Origin of the sequence: Acetobacterium sp. (assembly GCF_039830195.1) — a bacterium.
Classification (GTDB): Bacteria; Bacillota; Clostridia; order Eubacteriales; family Eubacteriaceae; genus Acetobacterium.
Genome location: NZ_JBDODG010000011.1, coordinates 47,817 through 72,295 on the forward strand (window position 1 = coordinate 47,817; position 24,479 = coordinate 72,295).

Genomic DNA, 24,479 nt, shown 5'->3' on the forward strand with positions numbered 1-24,479 from the left:
TTTTACTTTATTCTCCTTTTATCAGGGTTTCACCGGTCATTTCAGCTGGTTTGGGCAGTCCCATCAGATCCAGCAAGGTGGGTGCCACATCGGCCAGGCGGCCATCATCTCTCAGGGTCACATTGCCATCCCCAAGCAGAATGCACTTGACCTGGTTGGAGGTATGGGCGGTAAACGGCATATGGGTTTCGTAATCGATCATTTTTTCGGCATTGCCATGATCGGCAGTGACAATCACCTTGCCACCTTTGGCCAGAATCGCGTCGATGACTTTTTTCGCACACTCATCGACGACCTGAACGGCTTGCTCTGCGGCTTCAAAAATACCGGTGTGACCAACCATATCGGCATTGGCAAAATTAAGGATCATCAATTGATACTTGTCGCTTTCAACAGCGGCGACGGCTTTATCAGCCACCTCATAGGCACTCATCTCCGGCTGCAGATCATAGGTTGCTACGTGGGGTGAGGGGACCAGAATTCGGTCTTCCATGGGATATTGTTTTTCCAGTCCGCCATTGAAAAAATAGGTCACATGGGCGTACTTTTCGGTTTCGGCAATGCGCAGCTGGGGGATGCCCAGATTGCTGAGATATTCGCCGAGGGTATTGTCGATGGTCACCGGTTTATAGGCGATCGAGACATTTTCAAAGGATTTATCATACTGGGTCATGGTGACAAAATTCAAGCCCAGAAAGCCAGTTTTGCGTTCGAATTCCTGGAACTCGGGATCGATAAAGGCCCGAGTTAACTCTCTGGCCCGGTCGGGTCGGAAATTAAAGAAGATAATGGTATCGTTGGACTTGATGGTTTTATCTTCAACCGTATCGATGATGGTTGGTAAAACGAATTCATCGGTGATCTTGGCGGCGTAGGTTTCTTCCATGACTTGCAGCGCCGATGCGGCATGATTGCCGGCGCCTATCGTCATGGCATCATAAGCTTTTTCGACCCGATCCCAGCGGTTGTCGCGATCCATAGCGTAGTAGCGGCCCATGACGGTGGCGATTTTTCCCACTCCCAATTCGGCCATTTTTGCTTCAAGTGATTTGATATGGCCAATCCCGCTGTCGGGGGCCGTATCCCGGCCATCCATCAGGCAATGGACATAGACCCGTTTTAAACCCTGTTTTTTAGCCAGGTTCAGTAGCGCATAAAGATGGCATTCATGGCTGTGGACCCCACCATCGGACAATAAGCCCATCAGGTGCAGGGCGCCGTCATTTTCTTTGGCTGAACGAATGCCAGCTAAAAAGGCTGGATTGGTAAAAAAGTCGCCATCTTCGATGGATTTGGTAATCCGGGTCAGTTCCTGATAGACGATCCGGCCAGCCCCGAGGTTTAAGTGGCCAACCTCGGAATTACCCATCTGACCTTCGGGCAGACCAACGCCAAGGCCACTGGCTGTGATAAGGGTATGGGGATTATCCTGGGAAATGGTGTCAAGAAAAGGGGTTTGGGCCTGTTCAACGGCATTGCCCTCGGTACATCTGGTAAAGCCGTAGCCATCCAGAATAATCAGGGCGGTTAAATTTTTTTTCATATGATCACACCTTTCGGTCAAAATATTTTAGATCCATAACAAAACTACCGTGAGCTTCGCTGCCAGTTTGCACGAAACAATTTCTACACTGTACGGCGTACAGTCTATCGACTGTTCGCCTACACGTTACGAAATTGTTTGTGAAACTGACATCAAAGCAATCATTGTTCGATTTTTTACTATTATTTATCTTGTTGTTGGTAGCTATAGAATTTTCTCTTTATTCCAGCAATTTGAAAAGAATTAAAACTTTGCAATTTCTGAGAAAGTCGGTTTCAGGGAGGCGCCGCCGACCAGGGCGCCGTCGATGTTGTCCATGGCCATGAGGTCTTTGATGTTTTCGGGGTTGACGGAACCGCCGTATTGAACTCGGACTTTTTGGGCGGTGTCTTCGCCGAACATTTTGGCGATAGTTTGACGGACCCAGCCACAGGCTTCGTTGGCTTCTTCTTTGCTGGCTGTTTTGCCGGTGCCGATGGCCCAGATTGGTTCGTAGGCAACGACCACCTTGGTGATATCTTCAATCCCTTTCAGGCCGGCTTCCATCTGACCGACAACCTTGGCTTCGGCTTTGCCGCTTTCGCGTTCTTCCAAAGTTTCGCCACAGCATACGATCGGCGTAATCCCCAGGGTCAGGGCTTTGATGGCTTTTTTATTGACGGTTTCGTCGGTTTCATTAAAATATTCCCGTCTTTCCGAGTGGCCAATCAAGACATATTTGACGCCAATGGCTTGCAGCATTTCCCCGGAAATTTCTCCGGTGAAGGCGCCATTTTTTTCAAAATGCATATTCTGGGCGCCGATGCCAACATTGGAATCCTTAGCCATTTCTACGGCTTTTTGCAGTCCCAGATAGGTGGGACAAAAAACCACTTCAGCTTCTGCCCCAGCAACCAATGGCAACAGGGTATTCATCAATTTTTCAGTTTCAAAAATATCATTATTCATTTTCCAGTTTCCAGCAATAATTGGTTTTCGCATCGTATTCTCCTTTATTTATCTTGTAAGATTTCAATACCGGGCAGTTTTTTTCCTTCGAGGAATTCCAATGAAGCGCCGCCTCCGGTGGAAATGTGGCTCATGCCCTCTTCGTAGCCGAGGATTTTAACAGCTGCAGCCGAATCGCCGCCACCGATGATGGTAATGGCATCAGAATCGGACATGGCTTTTGCTACGGCTTCAGTTCCTTTGGCAAAGGCAGCCATTTCAAATACGCCCATGGGGCCGTTCCAGATGACTGTTTTAGCGCCCATAATGGCTTTAGCAAAGGTAGCTGCGGTTACCGGTCCGATATCCAGTCCCATCGAACCAGCCGGGATGGCATTGATATCCACTACCGCAAATGGCGCGTCAGCGGCAAAGGCTTCGGCTGCTACGACATCCACTGGCAATAACAGGTTAACCCCTTTTGCTTTGGCTTTGGCAACCAGCTCATTGGCCAGTTCCATTTTATCTTCTTCCAGCAGGGATTTTCCAATTTCATAACCCTGGGCTTTCAGGAAGGTAAAGGCCATGCCGCCGCCGATGATCAGGGTATCGACCTTTTCCAGCAGATTGTTGATGACCCCAATCTTGTCGGAAACCTTTGATCCACCAAGGATGGCCACAAAGGGGCGTTCGGGATTTTCCAGGGCTTTGCCCATAAAATCCAGTTCTTTCTGAATCAGGAAGCCTGATACGCCGGGTAAGAACTCAGCAATTCCCACGGTTGAGGCATGGGCCCGGTGAGCGGTACCAAAGGCGTCATTGACAAAAACATCGCCCAGATCAGCCAGTTCTCGTGAAAACCCATGGTCGTTTTTCTCTTCTTCGCCCCGGAAACGGGTGTTTTGAAGTAACAACACATCGCCTGGTTTAAGTCCAGCTGCAGCGGCAACGGTGACCGATCCGGTAACCGCACCGTCATCATTGAAGATCACTGCTTTTTTCAGTAATTCGGACAGTTTTTTTGCTACTGGTTCCAGGGAATACTTGGGGTTGGGCTGATTTTTGGGTCGACCCATATGGGACATTAAAATCAATGAAGCTCCCTGCTCCAGAATATAGTTGATGGTCGGCAGGGCGGCGGTGATTCGGGTTTCATCGGTAATGACGCCGTTTTCATCCAATGGCACATTAAAGTCGGCCCGCATTAAAACTTTTTTTCCTTTTAAATCGATGTCAGATACGGTTTTTTTACTCATCTTTTTATCCTCTCGGTTCTTAATTTTCTTATAAACAATTTCAGAAGCTTTTGCAATGTTTTTGCATAAGCTTCTGAAAAGTTTTGTGTGGTTATTGAATTATTTTTTAAAAGATATTTGGGCTGACTAGAATTTTGTGGCAACGTACTCTGCTAAACGGACTAATTGAGCAGTGTAGGACATTTCATTGTCGTACCAGGCGATGATCTTAACCTGTTGTTTGCCGCCTTCGACATTCATAACGCGAGTTAAAGTGGCATCGAATAAAGATCCGAAGGACATGCCGATGATGTCGGTAGAAACGACTTGTTCTTCATTGTATCCCAGTGTTTCGTTGGCAGCTGCTTTGACAGCGGCATTGATTTCACCTGCGGTTACGTCTTTTTCCAGTACACAGGTTAAATCAACCAGAGAACCGGTGATGACTGGTACTCGTAAAGCAAATCCGTCCAGTTTGCCATTAAGAGCTGGCAATACCTTACCAACTGCGGCAGCAGCACCGGTGGAAGTAGGAACGATATTTTGAGCGGCAGTACGGCCACGTCGTAAGTCTTTATGAGGTGCATCCAGGGTTGCCTGGTCATTGGTGTAGGCATGAACAGTGGTCATTAAACCGCTGACTAAACCAAAGCTGTCGTTTAATACCTTGGCAACTGGGGCTAAACAGTTAGTTGTGCAGGAAGCACCACTGATAACTGTTTCGGTACCATCGAGAATATTTTCGTTTACATTGAATACGATGGTTTTAACATCACCTTTGGCTGGAGCAGAAACAATAACTTTCTTTGCGCCGGCTTTAATGTGTTTGCCTGCGCCGTCTTTATCGGTGAAGAAACCGGTAGATTCGATTACTACATCCACGCCAATACTTCCCCATGGCAGGTTTTCAGGATCTCTTTCAGCAAAAATTTTGATGGCTTTGCCATCTACTACCATGGTATCATCTTTAACTTCGATGGCATCCTGCTTGAATTTCCCCTGGGCGCTATCATATTTTAATAGGTACGCTAAGGTTTTTGCATCGGTTAAATCATTGATAGCCACGACATCAAATGCTGGGTTATCTGCCATTAATCTGAATGCTAAACGACCAATTCTTCCAAAACCATTAATTGCTACTTTTACAGACATATTATCTGCCTCCTTAAAATAATGTTTACTAAAATTTATACTCAGTCAGCCACGCGCTATTTTGTGTCTGACATGGTTTGCAATTTTCTAAGTATTTCTCTGGCGGCGCTTTCATCGGTGATCAGGACAATGTTTTCACGAATCCGACTGACCGCAATAATCGATTCCGCTTTGGTGACCCCGCCAGCCACGGCTATGACATGGGGTATTTTTTTGAAATTGTCAATCCCGATTCCAATCGTACTCGAGGGTGAAATCACCTGACCGTTAATGTCAAAGTAATGCCCAAAGGCTTCCGCCACTGCGCCCTGCTCCAATAATTTACGCTTTTCGGCGGTTTGTAGATTTCGCCAGTCGGCCAGGACATCGGCGCGACCCAGTCCGAAGATAAAGATATCGATGTTGTCCATTTTATTAAATACCCTTTTTATTTCCGGATAATCTTTTAATGCTTCCAATAATCGCTGATCGATATTATCCGGCAAATGGAGGAGCTCATAGTTGGAATGCAGCTTCAGGCCCATTTCGGCGACGACGTTGTTGGCCTGGGTGGAATGGCTTTTTCCGATCCCGCCCCGGGCGGGAATGACATAAACATCGGGATAAAAGGCTTCCCGCATTTCATCGGCTACGGCTGCGGTACAGCTTCCACCGGTCAACGCCAGGGTATCTTTATACTTCATGACCGACAAAACATATTTTGCCCCGGAACGCCCCATAAATCGCAGGACTTCGTAATTCATATCCATATCGCCGGGACAAATAATCACCCGTTTGAGATGGAGACGATCCATCAGTTCTTTTTCCAGTTGTTCGAGACCGTTGTAGGTATAAAGCAGTCCCTTTAACTGGACCAGCGCTTCCTTACCGGCATCGGTGATGACAACCCCCTGCCGTTCCACTGAAACCAGCTTTTGGGTTTGAAAAAAGTCGATCTCATTGCGGACCTGCCGCTCACTCATATCCAGAACAAATGCAAGGTTTCTCCGTCCGATGGGCTGCTCACTGCTGATGGTTGACAAAATATTGTAACGCATTTCAATGAGACGATTCACTTCCGGAGCGACAAGCTGTTGAAGTTCAATGACTTCCTTACTGATTTTTAATTGATTTGACACAGAATCACCCTTCTTTCGGATACATGCTCACTTTTGTCCCGGTGGGACAAAATCATTATACCCCATTTTAAATTTAAAAACAAGTTAAAAAAGACCAAAAACTGAAAGAAAATCCCAGGCCCAATTTTGTAGGATCTGCAGGCATGTACGTTATTTCGTCTTTGGTCAATAGTCTTACCGGTATTCTTTTCGTTTGGATGAGGGTTGGATCAAAAGTGCTTCGCGATATTTGGCGACTGTGCGCCTGGCCACATCCAGATTTTTTTCCTGTAGTAATTCTGACAGCTTCTGATCACTGAGCGGCTTTTTCTTGTCTTCCTGCTCAATTAATTCCTTGATATAACGTTTGATCGCGTCGGACGAGCGGTCTTCTTCGCCCTGGGTATAGCCCCGTTTAAAGAAAAACTTCAAGGCAAAGGTGCCTTTGGGAGTTTGAATATATTTGCCGCGAATAGCCCGGCTGACGGTGGATTCGTGGACGTCAATCGTCTCGGCGATGGTTTTGAGGGTTAATGGCCGCAGATCGCCCACTCCTTCAAAGAAGAAGCTGCGCTGGGACTCGGCAATGGCGGTGATGACTTTTTTGATGGTATCCCGCCGCTGTTCAATGCTTTTGATTAAAAAGGCGGCACTGTCCAGCTTTTTCTCAAGATATAGCTTGGTTTCATCATTTTTATCGGGGTTTTTCAGCAGTCCCTTATAATAATTATTAATCCGCAGCCGCGGTGCTGACACGTCATTAACCTTCACCACCAGCTCGTCGTTAACAATTTCGATGCTCCCATCCGGGATCACGTAGGACACCCGTTCCGAACAGGAAAATTCCCGGCCGGGTTTCGGTTCAAGGGTTTTAATCACCTCTTTGAATTCATAGACGTCCTCAATTGATAAGCCGGTGTCCTGAGCGATCCGCTTAAACTGGTTATCGGCCAGATCGATCAGGTGATTTCGGACAATGTCCATAAACACTTCTTCATCATCATACCCCATCTGACGCAATTGAATCAGTAAACATTCTTCAATATTTCGGCATCCCACCCCACTGGGATCAAAACCCTGGATGATCTTAATCATTTTCTGGATACTTTCTTCATCGGCTTCTAAGATATTTTTGATATAGTCCATATCGATGATCAGGTAACCGTTATCATCAATACAATCAATTAAATACTCGCCGATCAATTTTTCCCTATCACTGAGGTTTTTTTCCAGCATATTAAATTGAAAATGCAGATATTCGTTCAGGGTTTTCTCCTGGGACGTAAACTTTTCAAAACCATATTCATCATCAGTGTCACTACTTGACTGAATCTGACCCCGATAATCAGAATTTTCCATACTGTGAAAATATTCGTCCCATTGGATTTCCTCCTTGGGCTGCTGTTCCGGGGCCGGTTCCTCTTTAACCTGTTCCCCCTTCAGCGGTCCACCGTCTTCATTAACGGGTACCACCTCTTTGATCGACACCTCATTAAATTCCAGCACCGGATTTTCCATGATTTCGGTTTCGATCAGGCCATTAAGCTCCATCGCCGTCAGCTGCAGAATCTCAATCGATTGCCGCATCTCCTGGGTCATAATCAATTTTTGGGTTTGGGTCATATTTAAATCAAATTTGATATTCATTTTTCACCTGATTGTTTTTATTTCTTAATCAAAAAAAGACTAACTTTCGTTAGTCCTAATCATATCACAATCTACTTGAGTTCTTCAATGTATTTGATCACATTTACTGCGGCAATGGCACCATCGGCGGTGGCGGTAACCACCTGCCGCAAGGATTTACGGCGAATATCTCCGGCGGCAAAGATCCCGGGGATATTGGTGCGCATTTCATCATCGGTGATCAGATAATCCCGGGCATCGCGTTCCAGCAGGCCGACAAAGGGCTCTGAGTTCGGTTTCTGACCGACAAAAACAAAAACGCCGTCAATCGGAACTTCGATCACTTCATTGGTAATAACATTTTTAACCATGATCCCTTCCACCAGGCCGTTGCCTTTGATTTCTTCAACCACACAACTGAGCATCATCGATATTTTGTCATTATCACGGATCCGTTGCTGAAGGATTTTGGCGCCCCGGAGTTCATCGCGGCGATGGATAATGATAATTTCTTTGGCAAATTTGGTCAGGTACAAGGCTTCTTCTAAAGCTGTATCGCCGCCGCCAATGACTGCAACCTTTAAGCCTTTGAAAAAGTTGGCATCGCAGGTGGCACAATAGGAGACCCCCATCCCACGCAGTTCCCGTTCCCCTTTACAGCCAATCAGCTTGGGTTCGGCGCCAGTTGCCATGATGATGGTTTGCGTTTCCAGATTCCCGGCATCGGTTGCGACGATAAATCCGGTTGCTGTTTGCTGCGAGCTGATATAGGTTCGGGTTGCAAACTCCACACCGAATTCTTCACATTGCTGTCGCATCCGCTCGGTTAAACCAGGGCCGGTGCTATCTGGTGGCGAACCTGGGTAGTTTTCGATTTCCCAGCTGGTGGCAATCTGTCCGCCAATGCCGGCCTTTTCAATAATCAGCACCTTGAGTGCGCCCCGGGCGGCGTAGATCCCAGCGGCCAAACCGGCAGGGCCGGCTCCAACTATAATTGTATCATACATCATTTAACACCTCTTTCGCTTATTTGATCTCACTTGAAAATCAAGATCCATCCTTCATAATTTTGCTGGTGGTAATAAATTCTTCCATTTCTTTTTCGTTTTCTTTAGCTATTTCCTTTTTATACTCATCATAGCGGTTTTCTTTGACAATTTCCAGCGATCGGGTTTCCAGTTTTAAATTCTTTACCACTTCAATCTGAATATCGATTTTTTCGGTAATTTCATCAATCCGCTTCTCCACGATTTGGATCTGTTCTTTCAAAAAAGACATGTAGTGAATATAGACCTGGCAGGCGGTCGGGGTGATTGAGGCTGCCATATCCCGTTCATAGTTTTTCTGGCATTTTTCCTGCTGATCTTCGAGATCCAGCTGTTTATCCATTTCATCACTCAACTGCCGGGTCAGTCCGCCCAATATCATCATTTCATTTTCCAGATTTTGATCTTTATAAGAAAGGAGCTTCCCTAAATGGAATTGGAACTTTTTCATAAGACGGCCTTCTTCATAGCTTCAACGCTGTTGTCGTAGAAACACTTTTCGTCAACCTGTTGCTGCAAAAATTTATTGATACCGCCAATTTTCTTAATGGCGATGTCCAGTGATGGATTGGTTCCGCTTTTATAGGCCCCAATGCTGACCAGATCGTAGTTAGTGTCATACACCGACATCATATTGCGCATAGATGATGCCGCTTCCATCTGGTCTTTGCTGACAATGTTCGACATCAGCCGGCTGACGCTGTTGAGCACATCAATGGCCGGATAATGGTTTCTGGCGGCAATTTTACGGGAAAGGACGATATGCCCATCAATGATCCCCCTGACCGTATCGGCAACCGGTTCGTTCATGTCGTCCCCTTCTACCAACACCGTATAGATGCCGGTAATCGAGCCGGTTTCAAAATTCCCGCTGCGCTCCAGCAGTTTTGGCATCATCGCATAAATGGAGGGGGTGTAACCTCGAGCTACTGGCGGCTCTCCGGTGGCCAGTCCGATTTCCCGCTGGGCCATGGCAAAGCGGGTCAGGGAATCCATCATCAGCAAGACATCATTGCCCTGATCTTTGAAGTATTCGGCAATGGTGGTAGCGGTGAGGGCACACTTCATTCGCTGCATCGGTGGCTGATCCGAGGTGGCCACCACAATAACGGACCGTTCTAAACCTTCCTGGCCTAAATCGTTTTCCAGAAACTGGCGTACCTCCCGGCCTCGCTCGCCAACCAAAGCAATCACATTGACCTGAGCTTTGACGTTCCGGGCAATCATCCCCATCAGGGTACTTTTTCCGACCCCACTGCCGGCAAAGATGCCCATTCTCTGGCCCTTGCCAATCGTCAATAAACCATCTATTGCCTTTACCCCAAATTCCAGGATATCGTCAATACATGGTCGTGAAAAGGGATTCGCCCCTGAGCCCTGAATTTCGTAAGGCGTGGTGTTCAGAATGGGACCATCGCCATCAATCGGTTCGCCCATCGCATTGACGACCCGGCCAATCATATCATCTGATACCCCGATTTTCAGGGATGACCCTGTGGGTTCGACAATATTGCCAAAGCTGATGCCTTCCGGCTCCTCATAAGGCATCAATAATACCTTATTACCTCGAAAACCGACAACTTCCGCTAAAATAAAGCGGTCAGCATTCTGATCAAAGATCTTACACAAATCGCCGATACTGCATTCCGGACCCACCGATTCAATCATCATACCGACGACTTTTTCAATCTTCCCGAAATAATGATAGGTTTCTGCCCGTTGAATGGCTTTGCAAATCTCAGATGTATTCATTTTCGCCTCCAGTTACGAACTTTGTTCGATGGCTTTCTCCAATTGATCCAATTGTACCGGCAGACTCATATCAATGACCGAATCATTGGTTTCAACCATGATTTTATCTTCATCCTTAAGGATTATCACCTTGGATTTTTTCGCCAATTTTTTCAGTTTCTCGGACATTTCTTTATTGATATGCAGATCCAGGGTTTTCTGATTCTCCGATAAATAAATTTTGAGATCCTCTTCGTCCCCATGAATCACTTCATCAAAAAACTTTAAGAATAGATCCCGATCCTCTTGAACCTGATGTTTCATAATTTTTTTGGCGATTTCAAAGGAGATATCCAACATCTCTTGCTGCTGACTGTCAAGAGCCCGCTGACGCTCGCTTTTGATCTCTGTGAGCAGCTCATTGATTTCCTGTAGTTTGTTTTCAATCTCAGCTGCAGCCTGATTCATACCATCGTTCAAGCCGTCTTTAAGTCCGACCTGAAAACCTTCCTGCGCACCATCCCGCAAGCCTTCCTGATGGCCGGTCGCATAACCCTGGGAAAAACCTTCCTGATAGCCGGTTTCCTGAGATTTTTCCTTAATCTCCTGGCTGGCTTTGATTGCTTCTTTCATCAGCTCATTGGCGGCGTACATGGCTTCAACGCTTTCATCGTTGGCGCTTTTATCTTCTGCTATTTCGGTATTTTGAACCAATTGCGCTTCGTTGTCGACTTCGGCTTCAGCTTCAGACTGATGTACAACCGGCATCACAATTGGCGTATTGATTTGAGAAACCCATTTAGCTTTTACAATACTAGACAATGATCTCGTCCTTTCCGCCCTTTGATGTTACAATTTCGCCTTCTTCTTCAAGTCTTCTGATCACTGAAACGATCTTCTGTTGAGCCTCTTCGACGTCTCGCACCCTGACATTATGCAGGAATTCCATCTCACTCTTGACCGTATCACCCATTCGTTGTGACATATTCGCGAAAATAACATCTGTAACGCCTTTGTTTGCACCTTTGAGGGCAATTGACATTTCTTTGGTGTCGATTTCCTGTAAAAAACGCTGAATGGACATGGGGTCGAGAATAACAATATCTTCGAATACAAACATCCGCTTCCTGATTTCTTCAGACAGTTTAGCATCATTTTTACTGAGTTCGTCAAAGATGTATTTTTCGGTACCACGATCAATGTTGTTCATGATTTCAGCAATATAGTTGATACCACCAACTTCCAGTAAATCGAAGGATACAACCGACTCAAATTTACGTTCCAGAATGGTTTCAACCTGCCGGATAATCTCCGGCGAGGTCCGATCCATCCTGGCGATCCGCTCAACTACTTCAACCCGGATACTCTTGGGTAATTCTGAAATAATCGCCGAGGCCTGATCGGCTCTGGCGTAGGATAAAACCAGAGCGATGGTCTGGGGATGTTCATTCATAATCATGTTCATTAAGTTTTTATAATCTGCTTTGCGAATAAACTCAAATGCTTTTGTCCGTAGCGTTTTGGTGACCCGCTCTAACAGCGCACTACCCTGCTGCACCCCAAACGCTTTTTCAAGAACATTTCGGGCGTAATTAACACCACCTTCGATGTAAACCTTCTGAGCCACACAAAGACCGTAAAATTCGTCAATAACCTGATCGGCCACCTCTGGCGGAACGCTATCCTGTCGGGTGATTTCGTAGGTTAAAATCTCTATCTCATCTTCCGCTAAGTGTTTATAAATGCTGGAAGCAATATCTGCCCCCAGAGAAATAACCACCTGGGCTGCTTTTTGTCTTGGTGTTAAACTAACATCCATATTCGTCAACATCCTTCATGCGTATTATCTATTCACTTTCATTCTTTAGCCATGACTTAAACAACTGAGCCGCAATTTCCGGATTTGTAGTTGCGAACTCTTTGATTTTTTCTTTTTTGTCATCTTTAAGCGGATGAATCGGTTCAATCGGTTCTAAACGATCGGCTGCCAGAGCACCAAACAGTGCATCTGTTTCAGCATCTTCGTCAGTAACAAACGCTTCTTCTGCACCCTTGCCACGTTTGCCCCGTTTCTTTTTCTTTTCTTTGCCATCTGCCTTTTTCTTTTTTCCTCTGGTCAGCACAAACAGCAAGACCAGCAACAACAGCAGCACACCAGCGCCGATTCCGCCAAATACCAGTAATCGTTCGGTGGTGAAAATTGGTTCTGCCGCAGGTTCCACTTCTGGCTGGGCAAATTCAAAGTTACGCACGGTGACGCTCTGGGGGGTTACCCCGGCGGCATAGGCCACTAATTGCACCAGATTTTCCCGGGCTACCGGCGTCATCGCAGGATCATTAATAGCAATCCCAATCGACACGGTTTCAATCGCCGGATCCAATTTTTCGGTTTGGGTAATTTCCTGACTGACCGAGTAGGTGGTATTTTCATTGATCCCGGTGACCACCCCGCCATTGGTTAAGGCATTTTCGGCATAGGTGGTGACATCGGTGTTGCCAGTCGTACCGGCCACACCGCCAACGGTGCCATCCTCATTGGCAATCGCCATACTGGAGGATTCCTGATTAATGACACCAGAATTATCGCCATCCGGGGAGGGGGTATAAACGGTTGCTTCCTGTTTGACGGCATCGGTATTCAGGGTCGCTGTTACCGATACCTTATATTGCTCGGGATCATAGGGTCCGTCTAAAACATTGTTTACTTTTTGGGTCAGATCATTTTCAATCGCCTTGGTCAGTTTCATTTTAGACTCACCGCCATTGGCGGATGCCATATTATTGACCAGATCATTTCCCTCACCATCGGTTAAAGCGATATTATCGGTGCTCAGTCCGGCTACTGATTTGGCCACCAGATTCTGAATGCCCATAATCTGTTCCTTGGATAAGGTACTGCCGGTCTCTAAATGGATAATAACTGATGCGGTAGTGTTTTCTGTTTCCTGTAAATAAAAAACATTCTCGGTTGGGACTGAAATGGTGACAATGGCGTCGCTGACGCCTTCCAGGGTCTTAATACTGGCCCCGATCCGTTCCTGCAATTGCATATTTTCATATTGTTTTCGCTCGTAGTCAGTAGAAAGCATGCTACTGTTGTCTTGGATAACATAATAACTCAAGCCATTTTTGGGGTAACCGGCGGTTGCCAGTTCCATTCGGATCCTAGACTCATCTTCCTTTGGCACTGTGATGTTACCACCGGCATCCAGCTTGACATCGGCCTCCATCTCGGTTAAGGCGGCCATAATTTCGGTGGTTTCTGCCTGGGTCAGATCTTCGAAAAGGGGAACATACTCTTTATAATTTAAAAAAGCGGTCAATCCCAGCGAAGCTAACAAGACCAGAACAACCCCGCCAATCATAAGCAATTTTAATTTTTTGGATGTTCCGGTCCAGAAGTTTTTAATTTTTTCTAAAACATTCTTAATTTTCTCATTCATTGTCTTTTTTCATCCATCCAAAATATTTGCAGTAAGTGCTGATTATTAAATCTTTGCATTCAAACAGGAGATACCTATCATTAAATGAAATCTTCTTATCAGTATCCTCTGCTTGCCTTAAATACGGTATTAATACGCTCAAATTTACAATCCTGTGTTCATAACAGTCTGGTATGACTCTAACACCTTATTACGGAGTTGAACCATGGTTTGCAGCGCAACATCTGCTTTGGCCGTGTTAATCATCATCGTATGCATATCATCCATATTGCCTATGGAAAGATTATAGGCATCTACCTTGGTAGCCGCTTCTGTTTCTTCGACATTATTGATGACATCCTGCATGATATTTTTAAAATCGCCACCAGCACCCGTTTCTGTTGCAGCCGCAGTTTGAGCGGCATTACCGGCAACGGATCCAACGCCTGCTCCGCTGATAATTGAACTCATTGGTACTATAAACATAATTCTCTCCTTTTATCGGCCGATTTCCAGGGCCTTTAGAACAATTGATTTTGTGGCATTAAACGCCGTCACATTGGCTTCATAAGCCCGACTGGCACCCATGGCGTCGGTCATTTCCTGAGCCGTGTTCACATTGGGATACATAACATAACCCTCAGCATTGGCATCGGGGTGGGTCGGGTCATAAACAGGCACTAAAGCTGAAGGGTCTTCAATTACGGCTTCAACCTGAACCCCGTCTTTTTGAACCACACCGGTGGCCGTTTTTAACGCATCCTGAAAGGTTCCGGTACTGACGCTGCTAAGTACTGTCATTTTGCGCCGATAGGGTTCGCCATCTTCGGTTCGGGTAACCTGAGCATTAGCAATGTTCTGGGCAATAATATCCAATCGATATTTCTGCGCCGTCATCCCGGAGCCGGATATATTAAAAGAACTTAAGAAACTCATTTATTTCCCTCCGTTTACTGCGTATTTTAATCTTGAATAGGAATCGCTGACACCACGAACCAGATAGTAATACTGCAACACAGACTTGGACATATCAATGTTTTCAGATTCCAGATCCACATTGTTTTCATCCAGACGGCTGGACGTGGCACCTTCATAAACACTGATGTTAGAATCCTCAATGGACTTGATACTTTCCATTTTATCCAGAAAAGCTGTGGAACCTGAACTGGTAGTCGTTTGAAGTTTATTCATTTCAGCTTTTAATGAATCTTCAAAATTGACTTTAATCGCTTTATAGCCCGGTGTTTCGGAATTAGCAATGTTATTGCTGGTAGCTTTCTGTCGTTGCCAGGTACCGTCCAATGCCTTTTGATATAAGGCCGAAGTTATTGAATCACCAATCATCGTGTCCTCCTTCTTTCTTCGTGCTGGGTTGATTGCCAGCCAAATTTATATTATTTATTATTAGTCTATTTGGGGAATCAACGCTGAAAGTCCAACGTTTCTGGACCAAATATTCAAACTGCTAGATATTACCATAATAACATAATTTTGAAAAAACAACAAATAGATAAATATTCTATTTTAGTTATAATTAAGATAACGGTGGCTAAAACTAGGAAATCCAACCTTCCAGCTTATTATAAAATCAATAACGAATACAAGAACTGTATATCATAATATTGCCATTTCCCCATTTGATTTTATTATATGGGGTTGCGTAAAAAAAAGCAACCATGGCTGCTTTTTTTAGGCTATATTTTTATTTTTTGGCGTCAAGAAATGTTCCATAACTCGGAGTTAAACTGATTTCATAATCAGCAACTTTTTGGTTTTGCTGGTTTTTTTTCAAATCCTGCAAGGTCTTTTGCTGTTCGGCTTTAATCAGGTGAATACAGTTTTGATCCATATCCTGGATCAGTTTGATCAAGCTGTCAATCTGTCCCTTCTCTTCAATCGTACAAACTTGATTACCCTTTAGTCCTGTGAATTGCTCTTCCATACTTTTCAATCGCAAGATCAGCTGATCGCGTTCTTCCAGTATTGCCGCCAAGCACTCCCAATCTTCAATACTGCTGAGGATTTCTTCACCCTTTGTTACATATTCTTTTAAAACAAGAATTTTCTCCTTGCATAATTCATGAGAATTATCATTCATTTTACAGTCCTCGAGATTTTGAAGGGTTGCTGATTTTTTCTGCTTCCTTAAATGAGTCTTTCAGATCAACAATTAAAGCCAATAGACTTCGCAGTAATTCAATATCCCGACTGGCATTAGCTTCACCCAGTTTTGTAAAAATAAAGCTGTACATTTCGTTCAGTTCAATTGAAATGGGGTATTGCATATCTAAAGAAAGATTTAATGAGGTGATAATCTTTTGGGCTTTTGCAATACAATTATAAGCTTTTGCAAAACTATCCCTTTCAATTAGGATGATACCCATTTTAACTTGTTTTTCTGCTTCTTCAAAAAGCTTGATGACCACTTCTCCTTTGGATAAGGATTCAATGGCATATCGCTTGGATTCCTGATAAGCGTTAGCATATTGCATTACATTTCCCCCCTTTCTGTAATTATGAACTAGTTCCGAATGAAGTAATCATTGAACTCTGACTATTTAACTGTTGAAGCGCAGTTTCCAAAGCTGAAAACTTGTTCCAGTAATAAGTTTCTTGTGTTTTAAGTGTGGCTTTTAATTTAGTTATATTCTTATTTGTATCAGCGATACTTTCAGTGATGCTGTTTTCTGTGTTGGAAAGAGTGGATTCATATCCTGCCAATTCAATTAGCGAGCCTCTTGTTCCTTTTACTCCACTTGTTTTCGCTGCGTTATTGATTATTGAATTTAGCTGGTTAGCCAGGCCGGTATTTTCCGTTGTGAAAAGCTCTCTTATTTCCGTACCTTTTGTTTCTAAGGCTATGTCCAGTTTTTCTTCGTCGATTTTCAGTTTGCCATTATCGGTGTAACCTGATGAAGTGATCCCCATATTAAAAAGACTAATTCCACCACTAACAGCAGAACCATATATCATTGACTGCATTTTTGACGTGATTGTTTTTAGTGCGCTATCTCCCTGCAATAAACCAACTTTTGCCTTGGTTTCCCATGCTTCAATTTCTTTTTCTGACATATCTTCTTTTTGGTCATCTGTCAAAGGAGGATATTCAGCACTTGCCTTTTCCTTTATCAGTCCATTCATTAAATCAAGCATGTTATTATAGTCAGTTACAAAGCTTTTAATGGTATCTTTTAAACTAGTTGTGTCAGCACTCATGGAAACAGTTAAGACTTCATCTGTAGCGGTCAATTCATTAAGCTGAATCTTCACCCCATCGACTTCGATGTTATTAGATGTTCTAACAATTGCTACACCGTTTACTTCCAACTCTGCATTGACACCATCTACGGTATTAGAAACCGCATCTGTTAAACCAAATGCTGTCATCATATTTCCCGAAGATTCAGAGACAACAACATTGTTACCAGCACCACTTTCTTTTGCAGTTAAAGTGAATTTGTCAGTAATTGATGAATAAGCCATTGTTACACCAGCATCGCTGGCGTTAACCTTACTAATTACTGATGACAGCGTATCTGTACTACTGAAATTAAACTCTTTGCCATTGATTGCAAATTTAAATTCTGATCCTGCCAAAGATGTTTTCAAAGATGAAGAAAGGTCTGCCAAGGTTTTTGTTGTGCTAAGTCGATCCGTTTGACCATCAATAAAACCTAATTGGCTAAGCGTCCCTGAATCCAGAGCGCTTATTGTCAATTGTGAACCTGAGGCTGAAAAACCTATACTTGAACCATCATATGAAACATCAACTACAGAGTCTCCATTTGTTTTTTTGCCAAAAGCATCATCAATTTTTTGCTGAAACGCTGCCTCAAAACCCACAGCACCATCTTGTGCAGCGGTTACAAAGCTCGAATCTAATGTGATCGTACGGACTTTACCATCTAATTTTAATAAAAACGACTTGCTTTCATCGGGCGTAATACTATTTAACAATTCCGTTTCATTAATCCCCGTACCAGTTAATGGTTTTGATGCGCTCACGCCACTAGAAACAGTCTGATTCGTTGCCAACTGTGTGACATTAGTTATCTTAATGCTTCCCGCACTTGCCGAACTGGTGGATTCTACCGATATTTTATCAGACGCTGTTGTCGCTTTGATTGTATTAAATAATGCCGCACTTCGAAAATTTGTCGTTGACAGAGTGTCCAGATATTTTGTCTGAAATTCTTTAAGCGCTTTGGAAACATTTCGATATGCTGTTTGTTTCCATTCTAATCTTTGGACACTTTGTTGCTGCTTTGCAATTTTTGAACGACTGGAACTTGTCAAGCTTTCGACTAATGATTCTGTATCCAAGCCAGACACCAGTCCGGCCATACCAGTTTTAGCTGATAATGACGATAAGGTGCTTGTTGATGAATTAACTGAAGTTGCCATTTTTATCCCTCCAAACTATATTTCTTACTAAAATTATATTTTTACCAAGTTATCCGATTATTTGTTCGTTATTTATATAATCGTCATTTGCCCCGAATACTTTAGGCTTCTTTTTGATAAATGGAAGGTTTCACATATTTAAAGCTATGGTCCACCGAAGCTAAAGACTCGCTTTGGCCAATGAAAAAGTAGCCCCCCGGCAGCAATGAATCATAAAACTTCTGAACGACATCATTTTTTGTGGGCTTGTCAAAATAAATCATCACATTTCGACAAAATATCGCATGAAAGGGTTTTTTAAATTGGAAACGGGCCAGTAAGTTAAAGTTACGATATGCCACCCCTTTACGAATCGGGTCGGTGACCGACAAATACTCTTCATCGTAATCCATAAAATATTTCCGTTTCCATTCCATCGGAATCTTGGAAAGCTCTTCCTTGGAGTAAACCCCAGATTTAGCGGTCATCAATACCTTGTCTGATATATCCGATGCCAGGATTGTACTTTCCCAGTTACTGAGTTTGTTACCTAAATAATCATGGGTAATCATGGCCAAGGTGTAAGGTTCCTGTCCTGATGAACATCCGGCACTCCATACCCGTAAGTCTTTGGTTTTGGCGGTTTCGTCAACCCAAGGAAGAACCTGTTGTTTGTAGAAATCAAAATGTTCGCTTTCCCGTAAAAAATAGGTATGATTGGTAGTCAGTTTATTTATGAGTACACTGGTTTCATCATTCTTCTTATCATTTTTGACGTACTCAAAATAATCCATATAGTTGTCATAACCCAGTTGGGATACATAATGACTCAAGCGGCCTTCAATCAGGTGTCGCTTTTTTCGTAAATCAACACCATAATTGGAATGCACATAGGTTGTGATCGCCTGAAATTCGTCTTCCTTAAGTTTTATCATTTTCTTACCTCATCGTTTATCTTTTAATTAATCTTCTCTTTATTCTAATAGTGGTCTAAAATCGCCGGGATATCAACAATCAGGCTGATACTTCCATTTCCTAGAATCGTACAGCCGGCAATCCCGGAGTTTTTAATTGAATAGTGGTTTAAGTATTTGGGAATCGGTTTAACTACAATCTGGTGTTTCTTAATCAGATCATCCATAAACAGGCAGGCGAATGTATCGCCGGAATCCACCAGCATTAAAATGCCATCTTCAATATGGGTTTCACATTTTTTGTCTTCAAAAATATCATGGAGACGGATCAGTGGATAGCATACCCCACGTATCATGACCATTTCGTTATTGTCCGGATCTTTAATTAACTGATTGGAGGTAATCTTAAATGTTTCCCGAATATTACTGATCGGGATTTCATAGATGTCTTCGCCAACCAGAACTTCCATTCCGGAAATGATCGACAAGGTCAGTGGTATCTTTAAGAAAATATTAGTGCCTGATCCTTTTTCGCTTTCGATGGAAATGGATCCGCCTACCTTTTCAATGTTTTTCTTAACCACATCCATACCAACGCCACGACCTGAAAACTCAGTCACGGTTTCTTTGGTCGAGAAGCCTGGGGCCATGATCAGATTAAGAATTTCTTTTTCGGAATATTCTTCTTCTGGTTTAACCAGCAGTTTTTTCTCTTTGGCTTTTTCCAGAATCCCGACGGGATCCAAACCTTTACCGTCATCACTGACCGAAATGATAATATCGCCACCAACATTCTGGGCCGATAGAATTACCTTACCGATGGGGTTCTTGCCAGCGGCAATTCGTTCTTCTGTACTTTCAAGACCATGATCCATCGAATTTCGGACCAGATGCATCAGGGGATCAGCAATCCCGTCGATGATGGTTTTATCAACCTCGGTGCTCTCACCCATAGTGATGAATTCCACTTCTTTTTTTAGCTTCTTGCCAACATCTCTGACAATCCGCTGCATTTTTTTGAAGGTACCGGCGATCGGAATCATCCGGATCGACATGACAATGTCCTGTAGTTCATCCGTCAGTTTTTGCAGCTGAGTTGAGGCTTTCTCAAAGCTTTCATCACGCTTGCCTTCCATGCCGACGCTACCAAAAACCATGGATTCGGTAATAACGATCTCCCCGATCAGGTTCATCAGGGTATCCAGCTTATTCAGATCGACGCTGATAAGATTTTGGACGTTATTTTTCTGTTGCTTAGCATCAGCGGTCTTAGCGTCTACAGTCTTTTCTAGAGCTTTTTTGCCGATCTCTACGACTTCTGGTTTTGTGTCTGTTTCCGCTTCAATGACTTCTTCCTGGGCACAATCCAGAAATTCGATACTCTTAACCGATAGAATACTCAATGCAATATTTTCAATGGTTTCCTTGTCTGCCGTTGTTTCAAGATGACAGAAGAAACCGTTTTTCAAGATAATCCCGGCCGCTTCGGGATTGTTATTCAATTGTTCCGGAACCATTTTTGAGACCTTCCCAATGGATTCCAGTTTGTTAACCAGCATAAACGCACGGATATTCTCCATTTGCGAGTCGACGTTAAAGCGGGTATGGATGCAGTAAACGTTAGGTTTATCACCGGTCATAACGATGTCAGTATTGTCCTCAGCTTCTTCAATTGCGTCGTCTCTAATTTCTTCAAAACTCATATCGCCGAACAAATCATCTTCAACTGTCGCTTCTAATAGTTCTGATTCACTGCCCGCAGCGATACTGTCGCTGTTTTCTGTCTGATCTTGTTCACTTGTTTCCTGAGGTAATCCTTTAATCCGATTCAAAAACGCGTCCGTTTCGATAATCAGTTGGTCGTTTTCATCCAGGAGGGTTTCGTTGTTCTTAATCTTCTCAACTTCGCCTTTTAAGAAAGTGGAGAAATTAAGAACCAGGTCCATCAAATCCCCAAAGTCTTCCGGCTTTATTCCGTTTTCCCGAATTACGAAAAACAGATCTTCCAACTTATGAGAAGAATGGGCCAGCATATCAAATTCCATCATCGCTGAAGACCCTTTAATGGTATGCATAATCCGGAAGATTTCATTAATGTCATCCGGCGTCAGTTCCGCATTGTCTTCAGACTGAAGTAAAATTTCTTCTAATTGATCAAGCAGTGTTTCCGATTCAAAAATATACATCTCTAAAATGGAATCATTTCCAGAATCATAATTACTCATTTTGTCCATCCTTTATATACACGAAATTTTATCTAATTTTATTATATCGGCTTTTTGTATTAAATGCACTTCATTTTTTTCATCGCTTATAATATACCCCAATTTATAAGACTTTATCAGTCTGTGTAATATGATTATTTAGCAAATTTTCAGCATTAATTTATTCGTCTTTTGATATATCGACAAAAACAAGTGAATCCTTAGAATTATCTAAAAACTCAGCAAAACTTTATCAATCCTGATCAACTTTCGAAATCAATCTTAAATGATTGATTATCTTTTGCTAATACAGTATAATCTAAACTAACAAAAGCACAATCATAATTCAATTAGCCCAAAATTTCGAATCATCGAAAAGCAATATAGAAAGGAGCTCTCTGTTGGATAGTATTAAAATAACCTCAACCGTTTCCACACCAAAAGTTACCGATATACCGAGTAAACATACCCCCAGTGATTCGATTTTTGACATCAATAACCTTGATAATGCTGTTAAGATAGAACCTGTTTCAGAAAACTACCAGAAGGAGAGTTTCCGCGAAACCCTGTTTCAGAATTTACAAAAAGAAATTCTAAAACCCTTAATGAACAGCACCACCGCCGAAGCCGATGCATTGCGCAAGCTGGTGTTAATTTCTGAACTTTTCGAATCCTCTGCTGGCGCCCTTCCCAAGGAACTGCTGGACGGCCTCTTTATCAATTCCCAGGATCTGTTAAGTGAGCTTTTGCTGCGGGATAAAACAGATTCCCTCTTTAAGGGATCATTTTTTGACAGTCTTAGATCACTGGCAAAACTGGAAGGGTACCCCCAGTTAAAAGATGCGATTGCATCGATTCTCAGACATTACGATGCCTACGTGAACCGTAACCAAACACTTAACGGTATCTTTTTAGAAGCCAGCCGTTTATTGATGACACTGCCATCTAAAGAGCGGGCCGTGCTTGAACAGCAACTAATAAAACTGGAAGCCGTATTAAGCCAATCAAATGCTAAAGAACAGCCCAATCAGTCGCTCCAGAACCTCATCAGTTTGAAGGCAGCTCAAAATGGTAAACTGGGTGATCAATTTGAACAGCGTTTGTCGCGAATCGAAAACCTGTTAAACTCCAAAAACCTCAACTACCAGGAAATTCAACAGCTGCTTAAAAATGAAACCATCCCGGCTCTTCGTCAAATTTTGCAGTCCCAGGCTTACAGCGATAAAACCTATCAGTCGGTGGCGACTATTATCGACCATATTGTCCGCTATGACAAGGGCAACCCTGAGCAACTGGAAGCTGCAGTGTTGCGATTTTCCCAGGCTTTAAAACCATTATCAAACTTGACCGACAGTGAGATTGTCGACATGAAAAATCAACTTTTCCTGCATGCTAAAGAAGCTGAAATATTAGCCGAACGTTTGGAATCTTCTTCCCGAAATCCGGGAGAAGGCGAAAAGGTTGCTCTGGCTCAACTGCTGGAACAGGCCCTGGATGAAAAAAATTCAAACAAAATTATTAACTCCGCCCAAAACCTATTGCAAACCATGGTAAGAAACGAAAGCCCAATCTTTACCATCATGCATTTTTTAATACCGCTACGGTTTTTGGATGAAAATTCCTATGGCGAGTTTTTTGTAGATAAAGACCCCACCGCTAAAAAGGGCGAAAAAGGGAACGCCGAAAATGCAACGGATATCTTCTTTACCATTCAATCCGACCGCTACGGAAATTTCGAGGTGGAGCTACTGGCCCGAGATAAAAATATAACCCTGAATATCAAGTCACCAGCACCGCTGGTTGAAACATTAAAATCCACCAGAGAACAATTAAAAACCATCGTTGAGGAACAGGGCTATTCCCTGACCGGTTATGGGGTTGGCGAATACTTGCAAAGCCAGACAATCCTGCAACGTTTTCCAAAACTGGCTTTTAGAAAGGTAGGTCTTGATGTCACCATCTAAAGACAAAAAAACGAAAAAGGCCGTCCAGATTGAGGATGGCCAGAAAACATCAGCTGAAGCAGCAGCGCCGGATAAACCCTTGAAAGTCACCGCTCTGCGTTATGATCCGGAGAAAAACAATGCCCCGGTGATCGTCGCTGCCGGCACCGGTTTTGTTGCCCAAAATATCTTAAATGTGGCCGAAGAAAACGGCATTCCCATTTATCACGACGACTCTGCCGCCACCCTGCTTTCCAAGCTCCAAATGGGTCAGGAAATCCCCCCGGAGCTGTTTCAAATAGTCGTTAATATTTATGTGTCGTTGTTGAACTTGGCGGAGGGGAATGATGTGGGGGGAAGGTTGTTTTGATTGATGAGCGGAATTACTTCACCAACCCTGTTAACAGCACTTTGAGCTCCTGAAAATAGGTCTTGATAATCCGTTTGCATATTTCATCAGCGACTTCTTCTTTAAATATATGGGAAGTCCAATTCCGATCATTCAATATTTGAATACAGATCTTATCATCTGAGATTAAACGCTGATTAAGAAAGACCAGTTTACATGATTCTACACGGATTCCCGTAGGCCAAACTATTACCACCAATCTCCTTCGTAACCACGCTACCAATACCAATGACTGTATTATCACCTATACTGATATCCTGTCGAACCACTGTTCCGGCTCCAACATGCGTATTGTTACCAATTATTACATTGCCACTAAGTATAACACCAGGAGCTATATGAACAAAAGAACCAATCTGACAATCATGTTCGATGATACAACCAGTATTCAGAATCGAATTCTTTAAGATCTTGGTATCCCCATTTACAATTACATTTTTTCCAATAAATACTCCTTCGTCTATTTCAGAATGAGGACTTATATTTGCCGAAGGGTGCACAATTGACGGAACTTTAAAACCTAATTCAACTAATATCTTGTAAAGCTCAATTCTTCGACCAGCATCACCGATACTACCAAGACTAATAAACGCATATTCAAATCCGTTTTCCTTTAAACATGGCAAATCTGAATCGTTACCAATTATTTTAACTCCAAGTACACTACTTCCAGTTTTTTGAGGTTTATCAATAATCCCAACTTCATTAAATTCGCCACTCAGTAAAACAGCCTCGACAACCGTTTTGCAATGCCCGCCTCCGCCAATTAATAAGAGTTTACTTTTCATTTCACCAAATTATATCGTACTACATCTCACAGCTACTAAAGTCACCTGCTCCAACAAAA

At 43.3% G+C, this 24,479-nt stretch carries 23 protein-coding genes; 2 read left to right on the forward strand and 21 right to left on the reverse strand.

Annotated elements, in window-relative coordinates:
* Positions 1 to 7 precede the first annotated feature (7 nt).
* The 20 genes from gpmI to ABGU93_RS03965 all read right to left on the reverse strand — a co-directional run bounded on the left by gpmI (position 8) and on the right by ABGU93_RS03965 (position 21,301).
* A complete protein-coding gene (gene gpmI, locus ABGU93_RS03870) occupies positions 8 to 1,543 on the reverse strand; it encodes a 2,3-bisphosphoglycerate-independent phosphoglycerate mutase (protein WP_347412186.1) in 1,536 nt (511 codons plus the stop codon).
* 243 nt (positions 1,544 to 1,786) lie between these two features.
* Complete coding sequence (tpiA, locus tag ABGU93_RS03875) at positions 1,787 to 2,524, reverse strand: triose-phosphate isomerase (protein WP_347412187.1); 738 nt, start codon at positions 2,522 to 2,524, stop codon at positions 1,787 to 1,789.
* An 11-nt stretch (positions 2,525 to 2,535) separates the two neighbouring features.
* Positions 2,536 to 3,726 carry a phosphoglycerate kinase gene (locus ABGU93_RS03880; RefSeq protein WP_347412188.1) on the reverse strand — a complete coding sequence of 397 codons (1,191 nt, stop codon included), beginning with the start codon at positions 3,724 to 3,726 and terminating at the stop codon, positions 2,536 to 2,538.
* A gap of 126 nt (positions 3,727 to 3,852) precedes the next feature.
* A complete protein-coding gene (gap, locus tag ABGU93_RS03885; RefSeq protein WP_347412189.1) occupies positions 3,853 to 4,857 on the reverse strand; it encodes a type I glyceraldehyde-3-phosphate dehydrogenase in 1,005 nt (334 codons plus the stop codon).
* Positions 4,858 to 4,913: 56 nt separating this feature from the next.
* Positions 4,914 to 5,975 carry a sugar-binding domain-containing protein gene (locus tag ABGU93_RS03890; RefSeq protein ID WP_347412190.1) on the reverse strand — a complete coding sequence of 354 codons (1,062 nt, stop codon included), beginning with the start codon at positions 5,973 to 5,975 and terminating at the stop codon, positions 4,914 to 4,916.
* A gap of 174 nt (positions 5,976 to 6,149) precedes the next feature.
* Positions 6,150 to 7,601, reverse strand: a complete 1,452-nt coding sequence (rpoN, locus tag ABGU93_RS03895) for an RNA polymerase factor sigma-54 (protein WP_347412191.1) — start codon at positions 7,599 to 7,601, stop codon at positions 6,150 to 6,152.
* A gap of 71 nt (positions 7,602 to 7,672) precedes the next feature.
* Complete coding sequence (gene trxB / locus ABGU93_RS03900) at positions 7,673 to 8,587, reverse strand: thioredoxin-disulfide reductase (protein ID WP_347412364.1); 915 nt, start codon at positions 8,585 to 8,587, stop codon at positions 7,673 to 7,675.
* Positions 8,588 to 8,627: 40 nt separating this feature from the next.
* The gene (locus ABGU93_RS03905) at positions 8,628 to 9,077 is read right to left on the reverse strand and encodes a flagellar FliJ family protein (RefSeq protein WP_347412192.1); all 450 of its coding nucleotides are present in this window, start codon (positions 9,075 to 9,077) and stop codon (positions 8,628 to 8,630) included.
* Positions 9,074 to 10,378 (reverse strand): flagellar protein export ATPase FliI, encoded by a 1,305-nt coding sequence (gene fliI / locus ABGU93_RS03910; protein WP_347412193.1) that lies wholly within the window; start codon positions 10,376 to 10,378, stop codon positions 9,074 to 9,076. The genes ABGU93_RS03905 and fliI overlap by 4 nt, the downstream gene beginning before the upstream one ends.
* Before the next feature lie 12 nt (positions 10,379 to 10,390).
* Positions 10,391 to 11,179: a FliH/SctL family protein gene (locus ABGU93_RS03915; RefSeq protein WP_347412194.1), complete on the reverse strand. Its 789-nt coding sequence runs from the start codon at positions 11,177 to 11,179 to the stop codon at positions 10,391 to 10,393.
* Entirely contained in the window at positions 11,172 to 12,176 is a 1,005-nt protein-coding gene (gene fliG / locus ABGU93_RS03920) for a flagellar motor switch protein FliG (RefSeq protein WP_347412195.1), read from the reverse strand. The genes ABGU93_RS03915 and fliG overlap by 8 nt, the downstream gene beginning before the upstream one ends.
* Positions 12,177 to 12,204: 28 nt before the next feature.
* Complete coding sequence (gene fliF / locus ABGU93_RS03925; RefSeq protein WP_347412196.1) at positions 12,205 to 13,800, reverse strand: flagellar basal-body MS-ring/collar protein FliF; 1,596 nt, start codon at positions 13,798 to 13,800, stop codon at positions 12,205 to 12,207.
* 144 nt (positions 13,801 to 13,944) lie between these two features.
* Positions 13,945 to 14,265 (reverse strand): flagellar hook-basal body complex protein FliE, encoded by a 321-nt coding sequence (fliE, locus tag ABGU93_RS03930; RefSeq protein WP_347412197.1) that lies wholly within the window; start codon positions 14,263 to 14,265, stop codon positions 13,945 to 13,947.
* Positions 14,266 to 14,277: 12 nt separating this feature from the next.
* The gene (flgC, locus tag ABGU93_RS03935; RefSeq protein ID WP_347412198.1) at positions 14,278 to 14,715 is read right to left on the reverse strand and encodes a flagellar basal body rod protein FlgC; all 438 of its coding nucleotides are present in this window, start codon (positions 14,713 to 14,715) and stop codon (positions 14,278 to 14,280) included.
* Positions 14,716 to 15,123 (reverse strand): flagellar basal body rod protein FlgB, encoded by a 408-nt coding sequence (gene flgB / locus ABGU93_RS03940; protein ID WP_347412199.1) that lies wholly within the window; start codon positions 15,121 to 15,123, stop codon positions 14,716 to 14,718.
* A gap of 358 nt (positions 15,124 to 15,481) precedes the next feature.
* On the reverse strand, positions 15,482 to 15,877 hold the full coding sequence (locus tag ABGU93_RS03945; protein WP_347412200.1) for a flagellar protein FliT: 396 nt from the start codon (positions 15,875 to 15,877) through the stop codon (positions 15,482 to 15,484).
* A 1-nt stretch (position 15,878) separates the two neighbouring features.
* Positions 15,879 to 16,271, reverse strand: a complete 393-nt coding sequence (fliS, locus tag ABGU93_RS03950) for a flagellar export chaperone FliS (RefSeq protein WP_347412201.1) — start codon at positions 16,269 to 16,271, stop codon at positions 15,879 to 15,881.
* Between the two features lie 22 nt (positions 16,272 to 16,293).
* On the reverse strand, positions 16,294 to 18,183 hold the full coding sequence (fliD, locus tag ABGU93_RS03955; RefSeq protein WP_347412202.1) for a flagellar filament capping protein FliD: 1,890 nt from the start codon (positions 18,181 to 18,183) through the stop codon (positions 16,294 to 16,296).
* Between the two features lie 101 nt (positions 18,184 to 18,284).
* Complete coding sequence (locus tag ABGU93_RS03960) at positions 18,285 to 19,097, reverse strand: protein-glutamate O-methyltransferase CheR (protein ID WP_347412203.1); 813 nt, start codon at positions 19,095 to 19,097, stop codon at positions 18,285 to 18,287.
* Positions 19,098 to 19,141: 44 nt separating this feature from the next.
* Positions 19,142 to 21,301 (reverse strand): chemotaxis protein CheA, encoded by a 2,160-nt coding sequence (locus ABGU93_RS03965; protein WP_347412204.1) that lies wholly within the window; start codon positions 21,299 to 21,301, stop codon positions 19,142 to 19,144.
* A gap of 380 nt (positions 21,302 to 21,681) precedes the next feature.
* Here ABGU93_RS03965 and ABGU93_RS03970 point away from each other — a divergent pair, with 380 nt between their 5' ends.
* The gene (locus tag ABGU93_RS03970) at positions 21,682 to 23,244 is read left to right on the forward strand and encodes a hypothetical protein (protein ID WP_347412205.1); all 1,563 of its coding nucleotides are present in this window, start codon (positions 21,682 to 21,684) and stop codon (positions 23,242 to 23,244) included.
* Positions 23,231 to 23,593, forward strand: coding sequence for an EscU/YscU/HrcU family type III secretion system export apparatus switch protein (locus ABGU93_RS03975; protein WP_347412206.1), 363 nt, complete (start codon positions 23,231 to 23,233; stop codon positions 23,591 to 23,593). Before ABGU93_RS03970 ends, ABGU93_RS03975 begins: the two co-directional genes overlap by 14 nt.
* A 191-nt stretch (positions 23,594 to 23,784) precedes the next feature.
* On the opposite strand, the gene ABGU93_RS03980 is transcribed toward ABGU93_RS03975, so the two are convergent.
* Complete coding sequence (locus tag ABGU93_RS03980) at positions 23,785 to 24,420, reverse strand: acetyltransferase (RefSeq protein ID WP_347412207.1); 636 nt, start codon at positions 24,418 to 24,420, stop codon at positions 23,785 to 23,787.
* Positions 24,421 to 24,479: the final 59 nt, after the last annotated feature.

What these genes read in the sequence shown, in the direction of transcription:
- gpmI (WP_347412186.1), bottom strand. Translation starts at nt 1,543, where the DNA reads ATGAAAAAAAATTTAACCGCCCTGATTATTCTGGATGGCTACGGCTTT.
- tpiA (WP_347412187.1), bottom strand. Translation starts at nt 2,524, where the DNA reads ATGCGAAAACCAATTATTGCTGGAAACTGGAAAATGAATAATGATATT.
- ABGU93_RS03880 (WP_347412188.1), bottom strand. Translation starts at nt 3,726, where the DNA reads ATGAGTAAAAAAACCGTATCTGACATCGATTTAAAAGGAAAAAAAGTT.
- gap (WP_347412189.1), bottom strand. Translation starts at nt 4,857, where the DNA reads ATGTCTGTAAAAGTAGCAATTAATGGTTTTGGAAGAATTGGTCGTTTA.
- rpoN (WP_347412191.1), bottom strand. Translation starts at nt 7,601, where the DNA reads ATGAATATCAAATTTGATTTAAATATGACCCAAACCCAAAAATTGATT.
- trxB (WP_347412364.1), bottom strand. Translation starts at nt 8,587, where the DNA reads ATGTATGATACAATTATAGTTGGAGCCGGCCCTGCCGGTTTGGCCGCT.
- ABGU93_RS03905 (WP_347412192.1), bottom strand. Translation starts at nt 9,077, where the DNA reads ATGAAAAAGTTCCAATTCCATTTAGGGAAGCTCCTTTCTTATAAAGAT.
- fliI (WP_347412193.1), bottom strand. Translation starts at nt 10,378, where the DNA reads ATGAATACATCTGAGATTTGCAAAGCCATTCAACGGGCAGAAACCTAT.
- fliG (WP_347412195.1), bottom strand. Translation starts at nt 12,176, where the DNA reads ATGGATGTTAGTTTAACACCAAGACAAAAAGCAGCCCAGGTGGTTATT.
- fliF (WP_347412196.1), bottom strand. Translation starts at nt 13,800, where the DNA reads ATGAATGAGAAAATTAAGAATGTTTTAGAAAAAATTAAAAACTTCTGG.
- fliE (WP_347412197.1), bottom strand. Translation starts at nt 14,265, where the DNA reads ATGTTTATAGTACCAATGAGTTCAATTATCAGCGGAGCAGGCGTTGGA.
- flgC (WP_347412198.1), bottom strand. Translation starts at nt 14,715, where the DNA reads ATGAGTTTCTTAAGTTCTTTTAATATATCCGGCTCCGGGATGACGGCG.
- flgB (WP_347412199.1), bottom strand. Translation starts at nt 15,123, where the DNA reads ATGATTGGTGATTCAATAACTTCGGCCTTATATCAAAAGGCATTGGAC.
- ABGU93_RS03945 (WP_347412200.1), bottom strand. Translation starts at nt 15,877, where the DNA reads ATGAATGATAATTCTCATGAATTATGCAAGGAGAAAATTCTTGTTTTA.
- fliS (WP_347412201.1), bottom strand. Translation starts at nt 16,271, where the DNA reads ATGCAATATGCTAACGCTTATCAGGAATCCAAGCGATATGCCATTGAA.
- fliD (WP_347412202.1), bottom strand. Translation starts at nt 18,183, where the DNA reads ATGGCAACTTCAGTTAATTCATCAACAAGCACCTTATCGTCATTATCA.
- ABGU93_RS03960 (WP_347412203.1), bottom strand. Translation starts at nt 19,097, where the DNA reads ATGATAAAACTTAAGGAAGACGAATTTCAGGCGATCACAACCTATGTG.
- ABGU93_RS03965 (WP_347412204.1), bottom strand. Translation starts at nt 21,301, where the DNA reads ATGAGTAATTATGATTCTGGAAATGATTCCATTTTAGAGATGTATATT.
- ABGU93_RS03975 (WP_347412206.1), top strand. Translation starts at nt 23,231, where the DNA reads ATGTCACCATCTAAAGACAAAAAAACGAAAAAGGCCGTCCAGATTGAG.
- ABGU93_RS03980 (WP_347412207.1), bottom strand. Translation starts at nt 24,420, where the DNA reads ATGAAAAGTAAACTCTTATTAATTGGCGGAGGCGGGCATTGCAAAACG.